This window comes from Providencia rustigianii DSM 4541, assembly GCF_000156395.1.
Taxonomy (GTDB): domain Bacteria; phylum Pseudomonadota; class Gammaproteobacteria; order Enterobacterales; family Enterobacteriaceae; genus Providencia; species Providencia rustigianii.
In genome coordinates this window covers 183,548-202,346 of sequence record NZ_GG703819.1, presented here as the reverse complement: position 1 = coordinate 202,346, position 18,799 = coordinate 183,548, and the positions used below count along the sequence as shown (strand labels likewise).

Annotated in this window: 13 protein-coding genes and 2 pseudogenes; 13 read left to right on the top strand and 2 right to left on the bottom strand. The window is 40.7% G+C overall.

Translation table 11 applies throughout. The features are described from left to right. Positions 1–36: 36 nt before the first annotated feature. Complete coding sequence (locus PROVRUST_RS10815; protein WP_006814836.1) at positions 37–456, bottom strand: hypothetical protein; 420 nt, start codon at positions 454–456, stop codon at positions 37–39. A 490-nt stretch (positions 457–946) separates the two neighbouring features. On the opposite strand from PROVRUST_RS10815, the gene PROVRUST_RS10810 reads away from it, so the two are divergent. The 10 genes and pseudogenes from PROVRUST_RS10810 (at position 947) to PROVRUST_RS10765 (ending at position 13,744) form a co-directional block, all read left to right on the top strand. Further along, positions 947–1,135, top strand: a complete 189-nt coding sequence (locus PROVRUST_RS10810; RefSeq protein ID WP_006814834.1) for a hypothetical protein — start codon at positions 947–949, stop codon at positions 1,133–1,135. Between the two features lie 228 nt (positions 1,136–1,363). Then, positions 1,364–1,633: pseudogene (locus PROVRUST_RS20785) on the top strand (BrxR family helix-turn-helix transcriptional regulator); the annotation flags it as partial. A gap of 6 nt (positions 1,634–1,639) precedes the next feature. After that, positions 1,640–2,287 (top strand): WYL domain-containing protein, encoded by a 648-nt coding sequence (locus tag PROVRUST_RS10805; RefSeq protein ID WP_455566567.1) that lies wholly within the window; start codon positions 1,640–1,642, stop codon positions 2,285–2,287. 113 nt (positions 2,288–2,400) lie between these two features. Continuing rightward, positions 2,401–4,830: a type I restriction-modification system subunit M gene (locus PROVRUST_RS10800; RefSeq protein ID WP_039855086.1), complete on the top strand. Its 2,430-nt coding sequence runs from the start codon at positions 2,401–2,403 to the stop codon at positions 4,828–4,830. Continuing rightward, a complete protein-coding gene (locus PROVRUST_RS10795; protein WP_006814831.1) occupies positions 4,830–6,137 on the top strand; it encodes a restriction endonuclease subunit S in 1,308 nt (435 codons plus the stop codon). The genes PROVRUST_RS10800 and PROVRUST_RS10795 overlap by 1 nt, the downstream gene beginning before the upstream one ends. Positions 6,138–6,146: 9 nt before the next feature. Continuing rightward, a pseudogene (locus PROVRUST_RS10790) lies at positions 6,147–6,677 on the top strand (DUF4268 domain-containing protein); the annotation flags it as partial. A gap of 49 nt (positions 6,678–6,726) precedes the next feature. Continuing rightward, positions 6,727–8,103, top strand: coding sequence for a DUF262 domain-containing protein (locus PROVRUST_RS10785; protein ID WP_006814829.1), 1,377 nt, complete (start codon positions 6,727–6,729; stop codon positions 8,101–8,103). Then, positions 8,100–10,046: a DUF262 domain-containing protein gene (locus PROVRUST_RS10780; protein ID WP_006814828.1), complete on the top strand. Its 1,947-nt coding sequence runs from the start codon at positions 8,100–8,102 to the stop codon at positions 10,044–10,046. The genes PROVRUST_RS10785 and PROVRUST_RS10780 overlap by 4 nt, the downstream gene beginning before the upstream one ends. Then, positions 10,039–13,074, top strand: a complete 3,036-nt coding sequence (locus PROVRUST_RS10775) for a type I restriction endonuclease subunit R (RefSeq protein WP_006814827.1) — start codon at positions 10,039–10,041, stop codon at positions 13,072–13,074. The genes PROVRUST_RS10780 and PROVRUST_RS10775 overlap by 8 nt, the downstream gene beginning before the upstream one ends. 436 nt (positions 13,075–13,510) lie before the next feature. After that, positions 13,511–13,744: a lysis system i-spanin subunit Rz gene (locus PROVRUST_RS10765; protein WP_006814825.1), complete on the top strand. Its 234-nt coding sequence runs from the start codon at positions 13,511–13,513 to the stop codon at positions 13,742–13,744. A gap of 149 nt (positions 13,745–13,893) precedes the next feature. On the opposite strand, the gene PROVRUST_RS10760 is transcribed toward PROVRUST_RS10765, so the two are convergent. After that, positions 13,894–15,915, bottom strand: coding sequence for a hypothetical protein (locus PROVRUST_RS10760; RefSeq protein WP_006814824.1), 2,022 nt, complete (start codon positions 15,913–15,915; stop codon positions 13,894–13,896). A gap of 98 nt (positions 15,916–16,013) precedes the next feature. On the opposite strand from PROVRUST_RS10760, the gene PROVRUST_RS10755 reads away from it, so the two are divergent. From PROVRUST_RS10755 to PROVRUST_RS10745, 3 genes are all read left to right on the top strand, one after another. Next, positions 16,014–16,244 carry a helix-turn-helix transcriptional regulator gene (locus PROVRUST_RS10755; RefSeq protein ID WP_119246374.1) on the top strand — a complete coding sequence of 77 codons (231 nt, stop codon included), beginning with the start codon at positions 16,014–16,016 and terminating at the stop codon, positions 16,242–16,244. A gap of 17 nt (positions 16,245–16,261) precedes the next feature. Then, positions 16,262–17,755: a YfjI family protein gene (locus tag PROVRUST_RS10750; protein WP_039855083.1), complete on the top strand. Its 1,494-nt coding sequence runs from the start codon at positions 16,262–16,264 to the stop codon at positions 17,753–17,755. Positions 17,756–18,060: 305 nt separating this feature from the next. Continuing rightward, a complete protein-coding gene (locus tag PROVRUST_RS10745; protein ID WP_006814821.1) occupies positions 18,061–18,732 on the top strand; it encodes an inovirus Gp2 family protein in 672 nt (223 codons plus the stop codon). Positions 18,733–18,799 lie beyond the last annotated feature (67 nt).

The window sequence follows — 18,799 nt, the reverse complement described above, 5'->3', positions numbered from 1 at the left end:
GTAATGAAATAATTATTCAACACAATATACTAGATCTTATGCTCGTAATTTAGCTAGGATATCTTTGTGCCGCTTCCACGCTGAATAAATATCCTTATCCCACGCTTTGCCGCCTTTCGTTTGATAGCCAGCCTCGTTAATTCGTTCAGCAATAATGCGCCCGTTATCTATGCCCTCTGATAGTACCAAATTAACCACAGAAACGACAGCAGGCTCATTATAGGTATACGGTGGGATATCTGCCTTTCCAGCAATTAAAGACGCTACAGACGATTCTAGGTGTTCCACCAGCGACAGCATACGAGCGTCTGGATTACTGTCTGGGCGGTTTAACTTCTTTTTGATAGCCGAGACTATCCACGCTGTTTTATCAGTACCAGAGTTCGCTACAGCATCATTAAACAAGGCTTGCAGTTCAGCAGGTAGGCGAAAGGCAATAAGATTAGATTTATTCATGATAATAGTCCGTTATTAACTCAATGAATGCTTATTATATCAGTGTATAACGATGTTATACAGATTAGAAAATATAAAATTGCTGGTGGATTTAACGAGTAATTGTATAACTTAATATAACAAAGCCAGGGTAACTTACTGTAAAACAAGCAAAGCGTATTATTGCGCCTTGTAACTAGCTGAATACATAGCAAAGCTCAAATTTGAGTGCTGAACTATGGTGATTATCGCCATAGTCGGAAAGGGTGACAGTTGAAATGCTACCCTTGGAATCAAAACCACAAATTAGTGATTTTAGCTAAAGCAGCTAAATATTAGCCAGTACAGCTAACCACTCAAAAAACGCGGCGTTGCTGTAATGATTGCAAGGTTGCCACTTTGGTTGCCAGCAAAACGGTATATTTTACGCTAGTGGATTGATAACCTTTGATTGTTCCAATTCAGCACAATCAAGGTATAGCGATAATCACAACACCTTTGAGGTATAGCCATGTTACAGCGTGAAACAATAGAAGCCGTCATGATGGAGTTAGCCCACCAGCAAGGTCAATCACTCAATGGACGCGATAGGTTAGCCATCAGAACAGGTGTAGCGCAGACAATACAGGCTAAAGAACGCCACAGACGGAGAATGACAGCACCAACCTACCAGTGGACTAAGCCAGCACCAAAACGGTGATGCGAAGATAATCGCAATGGTCAAATATTAAGCGATGCAAGAAAAAGTGCGACGGTATACAGGCTATAGGTTGCCTTGGAATCAAGGGTACTTAAGGCGGTTAAATAGGACTCATTGAGATTAAGGAGTCATGAGGCTCTGAAATTGGAGGCTCGTCACTGGTTGGCAATACCACAATGCAAATAAGCAGAGTATTAAGACATTGGTTGAATGGGATAAACAAGACGTATGACAAATGATAATCTGAAACAAACGTTAGGGGCGAAGTCATATAGGGTTTCGAAGATAGCGCAGTTGCCACAAGCAATCCGAGATCGCATTGCTCACATCGATTTCACCTTATTGTTTAAGGGTGAAGCGGTACGGGCAGATTTAGTCGACCGCTTCAGCATAGCTGCTACACAAGCAACGAAAGACTTCACGCTATACAGAGTGCTTGCACCAGGTAACATTGAGTATGACCAAAAGCTCAAGGTGCATAAGCGAGGTGAAGCATTTGAGCCCTTGTTCGACTACGACGTCGTTCGAACATTGGCGACGATTAGCCAAGGATTCGGAGATGGCTTTACTGGCAAGATAAAACCGCCTTTTGCGTGTGAAGCGCCTTATCACCTTAACAAGCCGAGTTTATCGATAGTGGCGAAAGTTACCGAGGCCATCCATAAAGGCAAAGCCTTGCGTATCACCTATGTGTCGTTATCGAGCGGTGAAACAATACGTGAAATTGTGCCGCATACGCTGGTGGACAATGGCCTGCGTTGGCATGTTCGTGGTTTTGACCGCGAGCATAGTGAGTTCAGAGACTTTGTACTGACTCGAATTAAAGCAGCTATTGTGCTTGACGATTCCACGCTGTCTGAAATGGAGCTCGAACCCCAAGACCGGCAATGGAACCGATTTGTAGAGCTAGAGTTAGTGCCGCATCCTCGTATTGAGCACAGCGAAGCGATTGAGCTAGACTATGGCATGACGGGTGGCGTGATGAAAGTTGAGATTAGAGCGGCTACTGCTGGCTATTTGCTTCGCCAATGGCATGTGGATTGTTCTACGGAACACTCATTAATGGGCTTTGAGTATCAGCTTTGGTTGCGTAACAGCCAGGCACTTTATGGTGTCATAAACTTAAATCTAGCGCCGGGTAGAACAAGTTAATCGAACGATGTAGCGGCCATTTAGGCGTTACAGAAAGAACAGAATTTTAAATTTATAGTGAAGCCGTTGCAGCAACTTTGTGGGGTGCAACCAACACTAAACAGGAAAAGAAAATGGATCATAGTGTACATAACAAGCTCATCTCATTTATTTGGAACATTGCCGACGACTGTTTACGTGATGTGTACGTTCGCGGTAAGTACCGCGATGTGATTTTACCTATGGTGGTATTACGACGTTTAGATACGTTACTTGAACCCACCAAAGAAGCCGTGCTTGAAGAGGTCAAGTTCCAAAAAGAAGAGATGCAAGCCACGGAGCTTGATGATGAACCACTGAAGGCGGCTAGTGGTTATGTTTTTTACAATACATCTAAATGGACCCTGAAATCCCTGTTCAACACCGCAACGAATAACCAACAGATATTACTCGCCAACTTTGAAGAGTACCTGCTTGGCTTTAGCGATAATGTTAAAGAAATCATTGAATGCTTTAACCTCAAGTCGCAAATTCGTCACATGGCCTCAAAGCAAGTCCTGCTTGATGTCGTCGAAAAGTTTGTTTCCCCTTACATCAACTTAACTCATGAAACGGCCGAAGACCCAGATGGCAACAAGATGCCAGCCCTTACTAACCTGGGTATGGGGTACGTGTTCGAAGAGTTGATCCGCAAGTTCAACGAAGAAAATAACGAAGAAGCAGGCGAACACTTCACGCCACGTGAAGTGATTGAGCTGATGACGCACCTGGTGTTTGACCCAGTGAAAGACCAGTTGCCGCTGACCATGACAGTGTACGACCCTGCGTGTGGTAGCGGTGGTATGCTCACTGAATCTCAAAACTTCATTGAAGAGAAATACCCGAACGACAGCCGAGATGTTTACCTTTACGGCAAAGAGATCAATGACGAGACCTACGCGATTTGTAAATCGGACATGATGATCAAAGGCAACAACCCTGAGAACATCAAAGTAGGCTCAACCTTGTCTACCGACGAGTTTGCGGCTTCACGCTTTGACTTTATGTTGTCTAACCCGCCATACGGTAAGAGTTGGGCGTCTGAACAGAAGTACATTAAAGACGGCAGTGATGTGATTGACCCGCGTTTTAAGGTTAGCCTGAAAGACTATTGGGGAAATTTCGAAGTGGTGGATGCCACGCCACGTTCGAGTGATGGCCAGCTGCTCTTCTTAATGGAGATGGTCAACAAGATGAAAGATCCGAGCGTAAGTCCATTAGGCAGCCGGATTGCCTCTGTTCATAACGGCTCATCGCTCTTTACCGGTGATGCGGGCGGCGGCGAAAGTAATATTCGTCGCTTCATCATTGAAAACGACATGCTAGATGCCATCGTTCAGTTACCTAATAACCTGTTCTATAACACTGGCATTACCACTTACATTTGGGTGTTGAACAACAATAAACCTGAGGTACGTAAAGGTAAGGTGCAATTAATTGATGCCAGCTTGCTCTACCGTAAGTTGCGCAAGAACTTAGGTAACAAAAACTGCGAATTTGCGCCTGAGCACATCACGGAAATTACCGATACTTACCTCGCGTGTAAGGATGTTGAAAGAGCACTGGATGCAAACAATGATCCTGTTGGCATCGCCAGTAAGGTATTCAGCAATGACGATTTTGGCTACTACAAAGTCACTATCGAGCGTCCTGATCGCCGCAAAGCCAAGTTTACTCAAGATGCCATAGCCCCACTGCGTTTTGATAGGCAGCTTAGTGAAGTGATGGAGTACGTTTACGCAGAGCATGGCGAACGTGTATATGAAAAAACTGGCTATGGTTCAGATCAGAAAAAGAGCTTCCTGAAATCCATTGAGAAAGACATTCTTTCTTGGTGTGAAGAGAACGATATCAGTCTCAATGCTAAGGCTAAGGCCAAACTGCTTGATGTGAAACACTGGCTGGCGCTAAAAGCATTGCTTGAAACTGCACAAACGCTGATGGCTGACATTGGTAGCATTGAATTTGATGACTTCAATAGCTTTAAAACCCAAGTTGATAAATCACTAAAAAACCATGCCATTAAGCTTTCAGCACCTGAGAAAAATGCCATCCTGAACGCGGTGAGCTGGTATGACGAAACCGCCAAGAAAGTGGTTAAAAAGGTAGTTAAATTAACGGGTGATAAATTAAACGACCTGCTGGAGCGCTATGAGTGTGAAGTCGCTGACCTGCCCGATTTTGGTTATTACCCCCTTCCTGCAACAGAAGGCGGTAAAAAAGGCGAGTACATCACTTACGAGACCAACTCAGACCTTCGTGACACAGAATCTGTTCCATTAAAGCAAAGCATTTACCAGTACTTCAAGGGCGAAGTGAAGCCTCATGTCGATGAAGCATGGATAAACCTAGATACGGTAAAAATTGGCTATGAAATCAGCTTCAATAAGTATTTCTATATGCATAAGCCATTACGTAGTCTTGAAGAAGTAGCAACTGATATTATTAATCTAGAGCAGAAGTCTGAGGGTTTGATCGCACAAATATTAGGCGTGAAAGTGGCGGAAGTTCAGGGAGAAGCCTAATGGAAAACATTACCTCAACGCCGAAGTATGATCAATATATTGACTCGGGTTATGAGTGGATTGGCGAAATTCCACTGCATTGGGACTTGGGTAAGTTGGGCTCGTGCCTATTCCCAGTATCGGTCAAAAACTGCCCTGAATTGCCACTGCTTTCGATAACACGCGAACAAGGTGTTATTGAGAGAGACGTGGATGATCAAGAGTCAAATCACAATTTTATACCAGATGATCTTAGCGGCTATAAAAAGCTTGAGAAAGGTCAATTTGGTATGAATAAAATGAAAGCGTGGCAAGGTTCCTACGGTGTATCAAAGTTCACTGGAATTGTAAGTCCTGCGTATTTTGTTTTTGATTTTACAAAGGCAATAAATCCTGAGTTTTTCAATTGGGCGATACGCAGTAAGTTATACGTATCGTTTTTTGGTAGTGCATCAGATGGTGTAAGGATTGGTCAGTGGGACCTTTCAAAAACACGGATGAAGGTGATTCCTTTTGTCCTGCCTTCAGAAGAAGAGCAGTCCCTAATTGCAAATTTTCTCGACAAGAAAACCGCTCTAATCGACGAAGCGATTTCGATCAAAGAGCAGCAAATTAGCCTGCTGAAAGAGCGTAAGCAGATCATCATCCAACAGGCGGTGACCCAAGGGCTTGATCCCAATGTGCCAATGAAAGACTCCGGTGTGGATTGGATTGGTAAGATTCCAGCGCATTGGGAAGTTAAGCGGCTTAAATATGTAACCAAAATTTTAAAGCGAATAATTGGTTATGAAGGTCCTGATGTACTTTCAATTACTCAAAAGGGCATAAAAGTCAAAGACATAGAAAGTGGCGAAGGACAGTTGTCAATGGACTACTCGAAATACCAGATTGTTAGAGTCGGTGACTTTGCTATGAATCATATGGATTTACTAACAGGATATGTAGATATTTCTCAATTTGAAGGTGTAGTTAGTCCAGATTATCGGGTATTCATTAATACTTATAATGGGTTGCGTGATGATTTTTTATTATCGATTTTCCAACTAGGTTACCAGCAGAAGATTTTTTATCGATATGGGCAAGGTGTTTCCCTTTTAGGGCGCTGGAGGTTTCCTGCTGATAATTTCAATAATTTTTTTATTCCAGTTCCTCCAATCGAAGAGCAAGCTGAAATTGTTCAAAGTGTACAACGTGAATGGCTAAAATTGGATAATGCCATTGAGCTACTTATTTCTCAGATTGAAAAGCTCAAAGAATACAAAACCACCCTGATCAACAGCGCCGTGACAGGAAAAATAAAAATCACCCCAGAAATGGTTGAGCAATAGGAAGCGAATATGTTCACGGTAAATCATCAGACCAACAGGATTAGTCCGGTTAAGACGAAGAGATTCAGTGAGTTGGGCTTTACTGAGCGCAAAAATCTTCAGGAATGGTTGGCACACGAGCCTTCCGCACTGGGTGAAGAGCTACTGATTATTCAAAAGGAGTTCGATGGCTTTGATGACACCCGTGAACGTTTAGATTTACTGGCACTGGATAAAGATGGCAACTTGGTCATTATTGAAAACAAGCTGGACGACAGTGGCCGAGATGTGGTGTGGCAAGCGCTTAAATATGCCTCCTACTGCGCCAGTTTAACTAAAGCGCAAATAGTTGACATTTACCAGCAGTATTTAGACCGCTATGAGCCTGTAACAGGAGAGGTTGACCTGTTAAATGCCCCTGCAAGTGCTTCGGCGAGAATATGTGAGTTTTTGGATGCGCCTGACCTGGATAAGTTAAAACTCAACCGAAGAAATAGCCAGCGCATCATATTAATTGCGGCAAACTTTCGCAAAGAAGTGGCCAGCACCGCACTGTGGTTAAGGCACCACTGCTGCAATCTTCTAACAGATTAAAACATAAGGAAATGAAATGACGGTAAGTGTCGCAACCTGCTCAGTGCAACAACTTTTTGAAGGTCAGAAAATACAGGGAAATAATGGCAAACAGATTACTGGAGAGTTAGTTATTCCTGAGTATCAGCGGCCATATTGTTGGCAAAGTCAGCAAATTGATAGCTTGCTAGAAGATTTAGATGCACATTTTCGCAAGCATAATGAGCTATCGTATTATTTGGGTAGCCTCATTCTTCACCACGATGAACAACAGCTAAAAATTATCGATGGTCAACAGCGTATTACGACATTAGCTTTATTCAGTTTTCTATCTCAACAACACCAACAGCTTGATCTACGTTTTGAGTCTCCCCGTAGTCAACAACAAATCAAGACAAATCTTAATTGGTTAGAAAATCATAAGGAGAAATGGGCGAAGCTTATCAATTTTGAGCGTATTCAATTTTCATTGGTGGTCACTGAGTCAGAAGATGATGCATACCGCTTTTTTGAAACGCAAAATACTGGCGGTGTGAGACTTGGTGGTCCCGACATTATCAAAGCTCATCATTTAAGAGCTGTTCCTAAGGTTCATCAATCAAGATTTGCGCTCCAATGGGAAGGATTGGGTAATTTAGATAACTCCGTAAAATTTCTTTTGAAAGGACGATATTGGCAACTGTTGAATATGCGAGATCTTGCACCACATCAGCAGACAAAAGTGGTAAGGGATCAAATTGTCTCCGAACTAGGTGAACAAACGACTGATGGTGACGACATTGCTTATGGACAAGTACTGCGGTTAACAGGGATTGGTGGGGATGTTGTTCAAAAAGCCGCGCAACAAGGGTACGAAATCAGACAACCGCTTAATGCTGGTGTCAACACTATTCGTTATCTGGCGTATTTTCAAAACCTGTATCAGCGATACTGGGTTCATCCAACTTTGCCCCATCAAGAAGGCTACAACCGTTTTGTTTGCTGGCTTAAGGGGTTGGAAGGATGTGGTTATCTACAAGGTTTATATGAAGCATGTCTGATGATGTATATCAGCCAGTTTGGTGAATATCAGTTGGAGTTGGCCGCGAAAAAAATATTCAGAGTCGTTTACTCACGCAGAGTGAGTAATCAGAAAGCAGTGAGAGAAAATTCAATTTCAAGGTTTGTGAAGGACTATCCCGTCTTGGATTGGATTGCCTTGAGCTATACGCCTAAGCAGTGCTTTGTTTTTTTTGATGCTTTTGATTTGGCCGTCGATCCTAGCAATTTAGATTCAGATACCAATAGTGTTAAGAAGCGCTTTATTACAGAAGTAAGTAAGCATTTCCAACTGGCTTTGTCGCCAGAACAGTACGCGACTTCATTTGCTAACTTATTAACCTTCAATATCACCAAAATGACGGAGAAAACATGAGTTCAAAAGTTGAAACGGAGCTGCTCTCATTACGAGCTATTGCGTCAAAAGATTTGGGCTTCGTTATTCCATGCTATCAGCGTCCTTACGTTTGGCGTGAAGAAGAAGTTATCAAGTTATTTGATGATATTCGTGATGCTTATTTAGCTAAAGAGCCTTATTACTTTATTGGTAGTGTTTTGAGTGCGTTAAATAGTGATAAAAGCGAATATGAGCTGATCGATGGGCAGCAAAGAACCACAACATTGATGTTGTTATCACTTGCTTTCAAGTCGGTAGGGATCGAGACTCAGTTGGCTCATGTGAGTATCAAAGGTGAAAATCCGAGGTTAACGTTTGAAATTAGAGAGTCGGTTCGCAACTTACTTGGCAGTTATGCGGGACTGGAAAAGATTACGAAACCCGGTGAAGAAGATATTCGCAAAGATGAGTACTTAGTACATCTAGAAGCTAACCTCACCATTTTGAAGCAGCAAGTTGATAAGTTAGCAAAACAGCCCCACTTCGATATTTATGATTTTGCTAAATACATTTTTGAGCAAGTGCAATGGGTCAACAATATTGTTCCAGCATCGATGGATCTGAACCGGATGTTTTCGAGTTTTAATACGGGTGGCATACAGCTAGAACCGGTCGATTTATTGAAGGCAAAGTTGTTCAAACACATAATAACAGATAAGGACGTTTATAGTAGTATTTGGCAAGCCTGTGAACATACAGACAACTATTTTGAACGCAATCTGAGGCAGATATTCAAAAATGCCGACTGGCAAACGCTGGAGTATTCAGATCTTGCCAAATATCAGGCAGGGCTATTTCCTCTAGTCGGTTCTAGTCACTATATTCAACGAGTCGGTAAATCAATTGCTGAGATAGCATCAGGTTTACAAGACTTTGATGTCGACCCCGAACAAACTCAAAATCAAAGCGATGATTTTGATGATGAGACCGTTTATTGTCGTTCAATAATCAGTTTTGAGTTGCTATTGATTCATGCGCTCAGAATTTTTTGCACCCAAAAATCGTGGGATGATCTTGCTCCTCGTATCCGTGCTAGTAATCTGATGTCGTGTTTTGAAAGGTTACTACAACAAGATGAACGAACCATTAAATCGTTTATCGAGTTGTTATGGCAGGTTCGATATCAGTTCGACACTTGGGTTGTGAAATGGGTAGAGCATGATGATAGAGAAGATGCTCAGTTACGTTTAACCTCGATTAGCAAGAATAAAACCTATATCAACCGTAAAGCCAAAGAACTTGGTTTACTGGCACAATTGCAAGCCGTACGTAACTTTACCGGTGATCACTCAGCCCAGTATTGGTTAACTGCGTTTCTAAGTCGATTGGTTGCTGATCCGAAAGTGAAAGATGAAGACGTAGTTACGCTATTGGAGAGCATCGATAACAAAATGTCACTTGCTAGGGAAACGCAAAAAGAAGCCAGCTTTAAACTTGCATCAGACATATCGCCACAAACGATACCCTGGGAAGAACAAGCCACATATTTTAAAAGCCCTTTAGGAACTCGATTCGAGCATTATTGGTTTCAGAAGCTGGAATACTTGCTCTGGAAAAACAGTGAAAAAGCCAATGATGATAAGTTAAAACGTTATCGGATTACTTCGAAAAATTCGGTTGAACATGTTCACCCTCAAAAAGAAGAGTACCATCGTGAGCTAGAAAATAGCCCACTAAATTCTTTTGGAAATTTAGTGCTTCTAAGTCCAGGTGAAAACTCTTCGTATAGCAACCAAACGGTAGCAAAGAAAAAAGCAGATTTTGATTCTAAGCCGCGTTACGATGCGTTGAAGCTGAAAGATATTTTTGAGACGTACACACAATCAAATAACCAATGGTCTGCTATCGAAATAGATAAACATCAGCAGAGGATGTTGAAATTATTAGAAAAACATTACATGCAAGGAGTTATCAATGGTTAGTAACACTAACGAGCAGGCGTTAGAGGCTAGTATTGAAAGAGCACTCACTGGTCATTGCCTTGAAGATCAAAAAACAGGCATTTCTGATGGTCTTGTTATGCCATATAGAGTGAGCCATTGCGGCTACTCATCAGGCTCCCCATCTGATTTCAATATAAAATATGCCATTGATGAACGTTTTTTCTGGCAATTTCTGCAAAAGACACAAGAAGTAGAGTTGGCCAAACTGCAAAAGAACAACCCCTCAGATTGGCAGCGTAAGTTACTCGAACGATTTGACCGACTGATTAAGAAGCATGGCATTCTTCATTTACTTAAGAAAGGGTTAAGCGTAGACGATGCTCATTTCAATTTGCTCTATCCAGCCCCTTTGGCAAGCAGTAGTGAGAAGGTAAAGCAAAACTTTGCAGATAACGTGTTTAGTTGTACTCGCCAAGTGCGCTATTCCATGGTAAATCCCCAACAAGAAATCGACATGGTATTGTTTATCAACGGAATACCCTTGATAACGCTGGAGTTGAAGAACGCATGGACCGGGCAAACAGCACGTTATCACGGCCAAAAGCAGTATCGAGATGATCGGGATGCAACTCAGCCATTGCTGACCTTTGCCCGCTGCCTAGTGCATATGGCGGTCGATACCGACGAAGTGTATATGACCACCAAGTTATCAGGTAGCAGTACATTCTTCTTGCCGTTCAATAAAGGTCACAATCTTGGACAAGGCAACCCGCCGAATCCATCTGGCCATAAAACGGCATACCTATGGCAAGAAGTATTCACTAAAGAAAGCTTGGCGAATATTATTCAGCATTTTGTGCGTCTGGATGGGTCAAGCAAAGATCCATTACCAAAGCGAACCCTGTTTTTTCCTCGATACCACCAATTGGATGTGGTGAGAAAATTAGTAGACCATGCCGCCCAGCACGGTGTCGGTCAGACTTACTTAATTCAACACTCTGCCGGTTCAGGTAAGTCTAACTCGATTACCTGGGCAGCTTATCAGCTAATTGAAACCTATCCTGCTTCGTCTGATGTAGCAGGCGGAAAAAGCTTGGAGCAGCCGTTATTTGACTCTGTAATTGTAGTTACCGATAGACGCCTATTGGACAAGCAGCTGCGGGATAACATTAAAGAGTTTTCTGAAGTAAAGAACATTATTGCCCCGGCGAACAAGTCTTCTGAGCTTAAGCAGGCGCTGGAGAATGGCAAAAAGATCATTATAACGACGATTCAGAAATTTCCGTTCATTATTGATGGTATCGCCGATCTTAGTGACAAGCGCTTTGCGGTGATCATCGATGAAGCACACAGCTCACAGTCTGGTTCGGCGCATGACAATATGAACAGAGCGATGGGCAAGTCTGAAGTCGAAGATGCAGAAGATGCTCAGGATAAAATCCTTCAGGCGATGAAATCACGCAAGATGCGCGGGAATGCGTCGTACCTGGCATTTACAGCGACACCCAAAAACAGCACTTTGGAGAAATTTGGTCAACGCCAAGAAGATGGCTCTTACAAGCCGTTTCACTTGTATTCGATGAAACAAGCCATTGAAGAAGGCTTCATCTTGGATGTGCTGGCAAATTATACGACGTACAAAAGTTATTATGAGATTGAGAAATCAATTACTGATAACCCTGAGTTTGATACCAAAAAGGCGCAGAAAAAACTCAGAGCTTATGTAGAACGAAGCCAGCAAACAATTGATACCAAGGCAGAGATTATGCTGGAGCATTTTGTTCCGCATGTCGTGAATACGAAAAAGCTCAAAGGTAAAGGTAAAGGAATGGTGGTCACTCAAAATATTGAGACGGCCATTCGATACTACAAAGCGATAAGGCGAATACTTGAGGAGCAAGGGAACCCCTTTAAAGTTGCCATTGCTTTCTCAGGAACCAAAGAAGTTGATGGTATTGAATATACCGAAGCAGATATTAATGGTTTTGCCGAGTCAGATACCAAAGATATGTTTGATACCGATGAGTATCGACTTTTAGTGGTTGCGAACAAGTATCTGACTGGGTTTGATCAGCCTAAACTTTGCGCCATGTATGTAGATAAGAAGCTCGCCAGTGTCTTGTGTGTTCAGGCGCTATCTAGGCTCAATCGCAGTGCACCTAAGCTAGGGAAGAAAACAGAAGACTTGTTTATCCTGGATTTTTTCAACTCGGTTGAAGATATTCAATCAGCATTCGATCCTTTCTATACAGCAACGTCATTGTCCCAAGCTACAGATATAAACGTGCTGCACGAGTTGAAAGATGAAATGGACGATGTCGGTGTGTACGAGTGGTATGAAGTTGAAGACTTTGTGACGCGTTATTTCAAGAATGAAGACGCCCAAACACTCAGTCCAATCATTGATATTGCCGCAGCGCGGTTTGACCATGAACTAGATCTTGAAGCTGAAGCTAAAGTGGACTTTAAGATTAAAGCCAAACAGTTCGTTAAAATCTATGGGCAGATGGCTTCTATCATGCCTTATGAAATGGTCAGCTGGGAAAAACTGTTTTGGTTCCTGAAGTTTTTAATACCGAAATTGAAAGTGGAAGATCCCGATGCTGATGCTATTGATGAGCTTCTCGATTCTGTCGATCTGAGTTCATACGGTTTGCAACGTGTGAAGCTTAACCACAGCATTAAACTTAGTGACCAAGAAGCGGAGCTTGATCCTCAAAATCCGAACCCACGTGGGGCGCATGGCGGTGAAAAAGAAACTGACCCGCTGGATGAAATCATTCGCACATTTAATGAGCGATGGTTCCAGGGCTGGAGTGCCACACCTGAAGAGCAAAAGGTTAAGTTCGTGAACATCGCTGAAAGTATCCGCAATCACCCTGACTTCGAATCGAAATACAAAAACAACCCAGATCCCCATAATCGAGATTTGGCCTTCGAAAAAATGCTCAAGGAAATCATGCTGCAACGCCGTAAAGATGAACTTGAGCTCTACAAGTTGTTCGCAGGAGATTCAGCATTTAAAGCCTCGTGGACGCAAAGTATGCAACGAATGGTAGGTAGGTAGAAAGGAGTGATGGTTTGCTGAAGGCAGTCTCAGAGTTATTAGGTGGGTCACCAGGCCTGAAAGGACGTCAAATTGCCAAGGAGCTGGGGCTGGATAAGTCACAAGTGAACTCGTTTCTTCACAAACACCAGGATACGTTTGTCAAAAACTCAAATCATGAATAGTGTCTGATATGAGGTCAGCATGTGGAAATTGATTTGGTGATTTTTTGAAGATCATTGACACCAGTGGCACACCTGTTGAGATAAAAGAGCTTGAACCAAGGTGGCGTGTTGCAGCGGCCTTCGGCGTTTTGTTCCATGATATTAGCCCGTATCAGACTAGTCCCTAACAGACGAAGATGGCGGCTATCAGTGGAACCCTTTTAAAAGGCAGATAGCGCCCACTACCTGCCTAAGTAGCTTCTAGTACTGACTATAGCCTAGCCATATGGGGAATGTGGAAACAACACGAAAGGATAGGTGAGCTAAACACTAAGAATGCCGAATTACTTGTTGAGCTGACCGAACAAGTCAAAATCAATGCAGATTATCAAGAACGCGTCCAATCCCTCCATCAACTCGATACAAAACATACTCAGGAATTAGCTAATGCAAAAATTCAAATTGATAAGTTGCGTAACCCGATGATATTTTTTTGCTCTATAATATTCCTCTCTGTCATCAAGTAGGTATTGCCTAACTTAAAAATCATAAAACGAATTAATAACAAGTTAACGGGCCGCCTACTAGCCAATAAAATGTAAAAATAGAAGGTATACCCTGCAACAGCTGCGACATGTAGCAGCTGTTGCAGGGATATTGATTGACATGAATAAGATTAGTTATCTTTATTAGTCTGTTTTTCTTTTACGATGCGTAATGCACGACGTAATGTTTCTCTTTCTTCATTTTCATCTTTTGATATCCCTACGAATGATAATATGTTTGGAAGTGATTCGCCAAAACTCACTAGGTTTTTATATAAATAAGAAAGGCAACCAAGGCAATTATATAATGTAGCCTCATTGAGTATACCTATCAGATTATCATTGGTTTCGTGTTTCGTTAATACTTTATTTTGAATGATAAGGCTTGCCAGTTCTTTATCTGTATGCAACATTTTCCCCTGAAAAAAAGCTTCTCTTAATTTTTTAAGGGCGAGCTCAACCGAATCAAGAAGCCCATAAACGGATTGTGGGGCAATGAGCTCGGAGTGATCATTATCATAAATAATCATTTTTTTTATCATTCTATTATATATCATGATTGAATGCAGAACTGTTTGGTTGTTGGGATCATTAATTACAGGGTTTTCTATATTAGAAACTGACTGAGTGGTGTTTTTAATATCGGGGGTAACAATGATATATTCATTATATACACCTTGATTTGTTAAAATAGGATTGATATAGGAGAGCAATGATCCGTATCGAATCGATTTTGGTTCAAACTTTATTTTTAATGCGAGATTGATAATAGCAAGTGTAGATGTAAAAAAACCTAATGGGAATTCTTCAAATGAGATTTCGTTAATAACCTCTCTTATGTTATCTAACTCGTTAGCGTAAAGTAGCTCAAGAATATAAGGGATTTCTTTGTATAATTTAAGAGATGGCACTTCGTCACAGAGCTCATCTAAGTGTGATGATAATTCAAAAATGCTTATTTTTTTTGGGGGGGAAAACTTAGATAATTTTATGGAAGGCACAAGAGTAGGTAAAGGCAGATGAGATTTATTTTCAAATATAAAGTTTTCTAAAATAGTAAGAATACCGTAACAATAACTAGGGATACATTGACACTCACATTCAGAGCCTTGGCCGCAATCATAGTCATCTTCACAACTAGAGATATCTATTTTCTCGTGAGAAATTAACACCTCGATATACTCATACAGTGCATTTTCCCCCAAAAAAATAGGATCATTTTCAACATTTTGGTAAAGATACTGTTCTAAAAAGAAGAGGGGATCTGGCGCTTCAAGTTTATCTTCAAGTAATTTTTTATAATTTGATACAAGTGGCGTCAGTAGGTGAGTGATTTTTTGAAAGGCGAGCAGGACACTAAGAGAAGTATAAGCAACTCTCAATTGCTCAAATTGGGTATCGTGTGGTTTACCTATCTCGCTCGCTTCTTTTTTGCAAGCATCAATAATCGTATCGATGTTACAAATTGTTGTGAATGATGAGGTTCTTATATTGTTAATTGAGGTTGTAATTTCAAAAAGATTAACAATGGGGTTGAACGCTAATGTCTTGATGTAGTATTTGAGATAGGCTCTCACCCCCTTACAGAGCGATTCGAGATTATTGTGATGATTGTCGTAGTATTCACTCAGTATAAAATGATGGATATGACTGTAAAAATGTAATTGTTCTTTATCGACGGAAAGACTCAGCGTTTTATACATATCTAATGCCACAATGGCGGGTATGGTGGCTTTTGTATATTTTCTTAATATTTCTTTTTTTTCTAAATTAGACACAACGTATTGAGCAATCAATGCGTTATACAGTTGCTCATATTTATAGAAAAACATCTGTCTTTCTGTCTGAGTAAAGACTGCTTTGCTATCGATGATATTAATCAATTTTTGATAAGTTTCTTTAGTATTGATGTTGTCATCACCATATTCCTGCGTTTTCAGATTACCTGTTTTTGCAAAAAAATCTTGATGTAATGAAAAATTTTCAATTTTTCTCTGGTTAGCTAGATTTAGCGTTTTATATTTTTTATTTTTATTTTTATTTTTATTTTTATTTTTTCTTTCTTTTGTGTTGATTTTTTCTATTCTTTCCTTATTTAAAACTGTTATGTCGTAGGCTGTTAACATGATATTAGCAAAAATATGGGTGTACATGACATTCTCCAGTTGGTTTCCAATTTTCTACGAGGACATATTGCCAGATGATGTGGAAAATGAATATCTCTTAAGAACGTGAATCAATGGAGAATCAAATGCATCATCTAAACGAAAATATGAGTCAGAATAATTTGCCTATACGTATTTTACGTATGACCGAGTTAACGGTAATGCTAGGGATATCCAGATCGAGCATTTATGAAAAATTGAACCCTCGCTCTAAGTATTACGATGAGAATTTTCCTAAACCTATCAAGCTTGGCGCATCATCAGTTGGCTGGCACTATGCTTCAGTTGAAAAATGGTTAACTTCAAGAATGGTTTAATCAATAAGGCGGATGAAATGTCACAAAAAAATGAAGAGTTATATTTAAACATAGAGAAATTACCTGATTATTTTCGACGCATGGTTGAGCTAGTACATATAAAAACAGACGCGGCGGCTGAAATTATTTTGCCTACTCTGTTAAGTGTGATGTCCTTGTCGTGTCAGGATAGCTTTGATATTGAACCGATAAGTGGACGAAAATATCCACTGTCACTTTATCATGTTGTTTTGGCGAGGTCGGGGTGCCGAAAATCTACTGTTTATAAACTGCTCACAAAAGCAATTTCAGAATTTGAGCAACAACTCGAACAGGATTTTTATATTGAAAGAGATAATTATGAGCGGAGTCTGGTGCTATGGAATGTAAAATTTAGCGCATTGAATAAATGCTATCAAAAAGCGCTGAATCAGGGAATAAAAGTGAATGAAGCTTTTTTGAATTTAGAAGAGTGCCTTGTTCAAAAACCAGTAGCACCAATAAAAAAACGTTTAGTAATCAATGATTCAACAAGTGAAGGTCTGGCTCAGGAGTTGGGGGATGGATATCCCGTATTGTCGCTGATGTCAGATGAGGCGGGTGAATTGTTTGAAAGTAGTTTATTGCGAAAAACACCATTACTAAATTCGCTTTGGTGCGCAGAGGGGAAATCGGTAAGCCGAGCATCTAGAGATAACTATGTCATCAAAGATTGCCGTTTTAGTCTGTTACTTATGGTCCAGCCAGCGTTATTTGACAGCTTTATGGATAAAAAAGGAAAGAAAGCAAAGAGTTCAGGTTTTTTAGCTCGCAGCTTATTAGTGGATCTAGATCAAATTCAGCAATTATGTGAGATAAAAAATGTTTCACATTCAACTGAATTAAGTTTAGCAGATTTATCGGCTACGTTGATAAACCATTTACAAAAAGGAATAAAACGTCGTGAGAATGATGAAGAACGCCATTGTATTACTTTAGCACATGATGCCCAAGGGGCGTGGAATGGCTATTATCAAGCTGTTAAAAAGATGATGGAGCCCGGCGGGGAATTACATGCTTATGATGATTACGCATCGCGCTTTATGGAGCATGCTTCACGAATTGCTGGGGTGATGCAAATGTTTATGACACCCGATTCCACTGTTGTTACGTTGGAAACGCTGGAGTCGGCAGTCTATATTACTCAGTGGCATCTTAATCATTTTATCAAAAAAATAGATAATTTTAAGGAAGTCAGTGATGCTGAAAAACTCCTGTTATGGTTGGAGGAGCATCTTGTCAGTAATAAATCTTATGATTTTAGGCGAAATGACATCATTAAAAATGGCCCCTATTCACTGAGACGTTCTGACCGTTTGCGGCCTGCATTAGAAAAACTACAGCAGGAAGCTAAAGTTCAATTATTCGAAAAAAATGGGATTAACTATGTCAAGTTTACGGGGGCAAGAATGACACCTGAAGAGCTAGCCGAACGATTGAATATTCCGTTGAGTAGCAGAGGAGTATTCATACTCAATAACTCACCAAGATAAGGATAACTTCAGAGTTATTTTTAATAATATCAGTGAGTAGGATTACATCACCAAGCGAGGTTTATTGCGGCTTTGGGGAGGGTTGAGTCTGTCTTTTATTAAATGGAATTATGTCGGTATAGGTAATATATGCCATCTTAACTAAATACAATATGGCTCATAACTATAACACCTATCAATCAACAAAGCAATGTTTATTTAATCACCATGCCTATTGTGTCTATAACTCACTGTGTTATGGATGCGATAGGTACTTAAACATGAATACAGATATCGCTATTTCTATGATAGTAAGGTAATAAAAAATGTCAGATTATGCATTAACTAAAACAGAATTGGATCAACTGATAACTATCGCGAGTGATCGCTATGATTCCTCGATATCGTATTATATCCTTCGTCGATTACTGGCAGTGGTTGAGAATACACTAGAACACCATAACCGAGTATTTGCAATCCGAGTTGATTTACGATTCGCTCAGGATAGTAGTCCTGATGCCCCAGATATGCCTATATGTTTTCAACGCACGGATGAGCGAGCCATTACCCGTTTTATCGAGTCACTGAAAAGCCAACTGAGAGCCGCACATCATCGTACGGGGCGTTCAGGTACACCTGCACTCCCTTATTATGTTTGGGTAAGAGAACGTAATGAAAGTGAATATCCTCACTACCATTTAGTTTTGTTATTTAATCGAGATATATACGGCTATTTAGGCAACTACTTACAAGATGATGCCAATAATATGGCGACTAGAATACAACGGGCATGGTGTAGCGCCATTGGCTTAGCGTACCCAGACTATGCACCATTAGTTAACTTTCCTAATAATCCCGTATTTCGATTTGATAGACGAGATGCTCTGACCCGTCATTCTAATTATCTTGATTTCTTATTACGAATAACGTACCTGACTAAAAAGAATACCAAGGAACTCAATACTGATTTTCGAAACTTTGGAACAAGTCAGGTTTGATTGAGAGGCATTAGCTCAGACTTGAACTGACAGGTATCGTTGGTAGAACACAATTACGCCTGATAGT

Bases quoted from the DNA above. Each gene is read 5' to 3' on its own strand.
- PROVRUST_RS10745 (WP_006814821.1), top strand. From the start codon at position 18,061: ATGTCAGATTATGCATTAACTAAAACAGAATTGGATCAACTGATAACT.
- PROVRUST_RS10780 (WP_006814828.1), top strand. From the start codon at position 8,100: ATGAGTTCAAAAGTTGAAACGGAGCTGCTCTCATTACGAGCTATTGCG.
- PROVRUST_RS10775 (WP_006814827.1), top strand. From the start codon at position 10,039: ATGGTTAGTAACACTAACGAGCAGGCGTTAGAGGCTAGTATTGAAAGA.
- PROVRUST_RS10810 (WP_006814834.1), top strand. From the start codon at position 947: ATGTTACAGCGTGAAACAATAGAAGCCGTCATGATGGAGTTAGCCCAC.
- PROVRUST_RS10800 (WP_039855086.1), top strand. From the start codon at position 2,401: ATGGATCATAGTGTACATAACAAGCTCATCTCATTTATTTGGAACATT.
- PROVRUST_RS10755 (WP_119246374.1), top strand. From the start codon at position 16,014: ATGCATCATCTAAACGAAAATATGAGTCAGAATAATTTGCCTATACGT.
- PROVRUST_RS10795 (WP_006814831.1), top strand. From the start codon at position 4,830: ATGGAAAACATTACCTCAACGCCGAAGTATGATCAATATATTGACTCG.
- PROVRUST_RS10765 (WP_006814825.1), top strand. From the start codon at position 13,511: ATGTGGAAACAACACGAAAGGATAGGTGAGCTAAACACTAAGAATGCC.
- PROVRUST_RS10760 (WP_006814824.1), bottom strand. From the start codon at position 15,915: ATGTACACCCATATTTTTGCTAATATCATGTTAACAGCCTACGACATA.
- PROVRUST_RS10750 (WP_039855083.1), top strand. From the start codon at position 16,262: ATGTCACAAAAAAATGAAGAGTTATATTTAAACATAGAGAAATTACCT.
- PROVRUST_RS10815 (WP_006814836.1), bottom strand. From the start codon at position 456: ATGAATAAATCTAATCTTATTGCCTTTCGCCTACCTGCTGAACTGCAA.
- PROVRUST_RS10785 (WP_006814829.1), top strand. From the start codon at position 6,727: ATGACGGTAAGTGTCGCAACCTGCTCAGTGCAACAACTTTTTGAAGGT.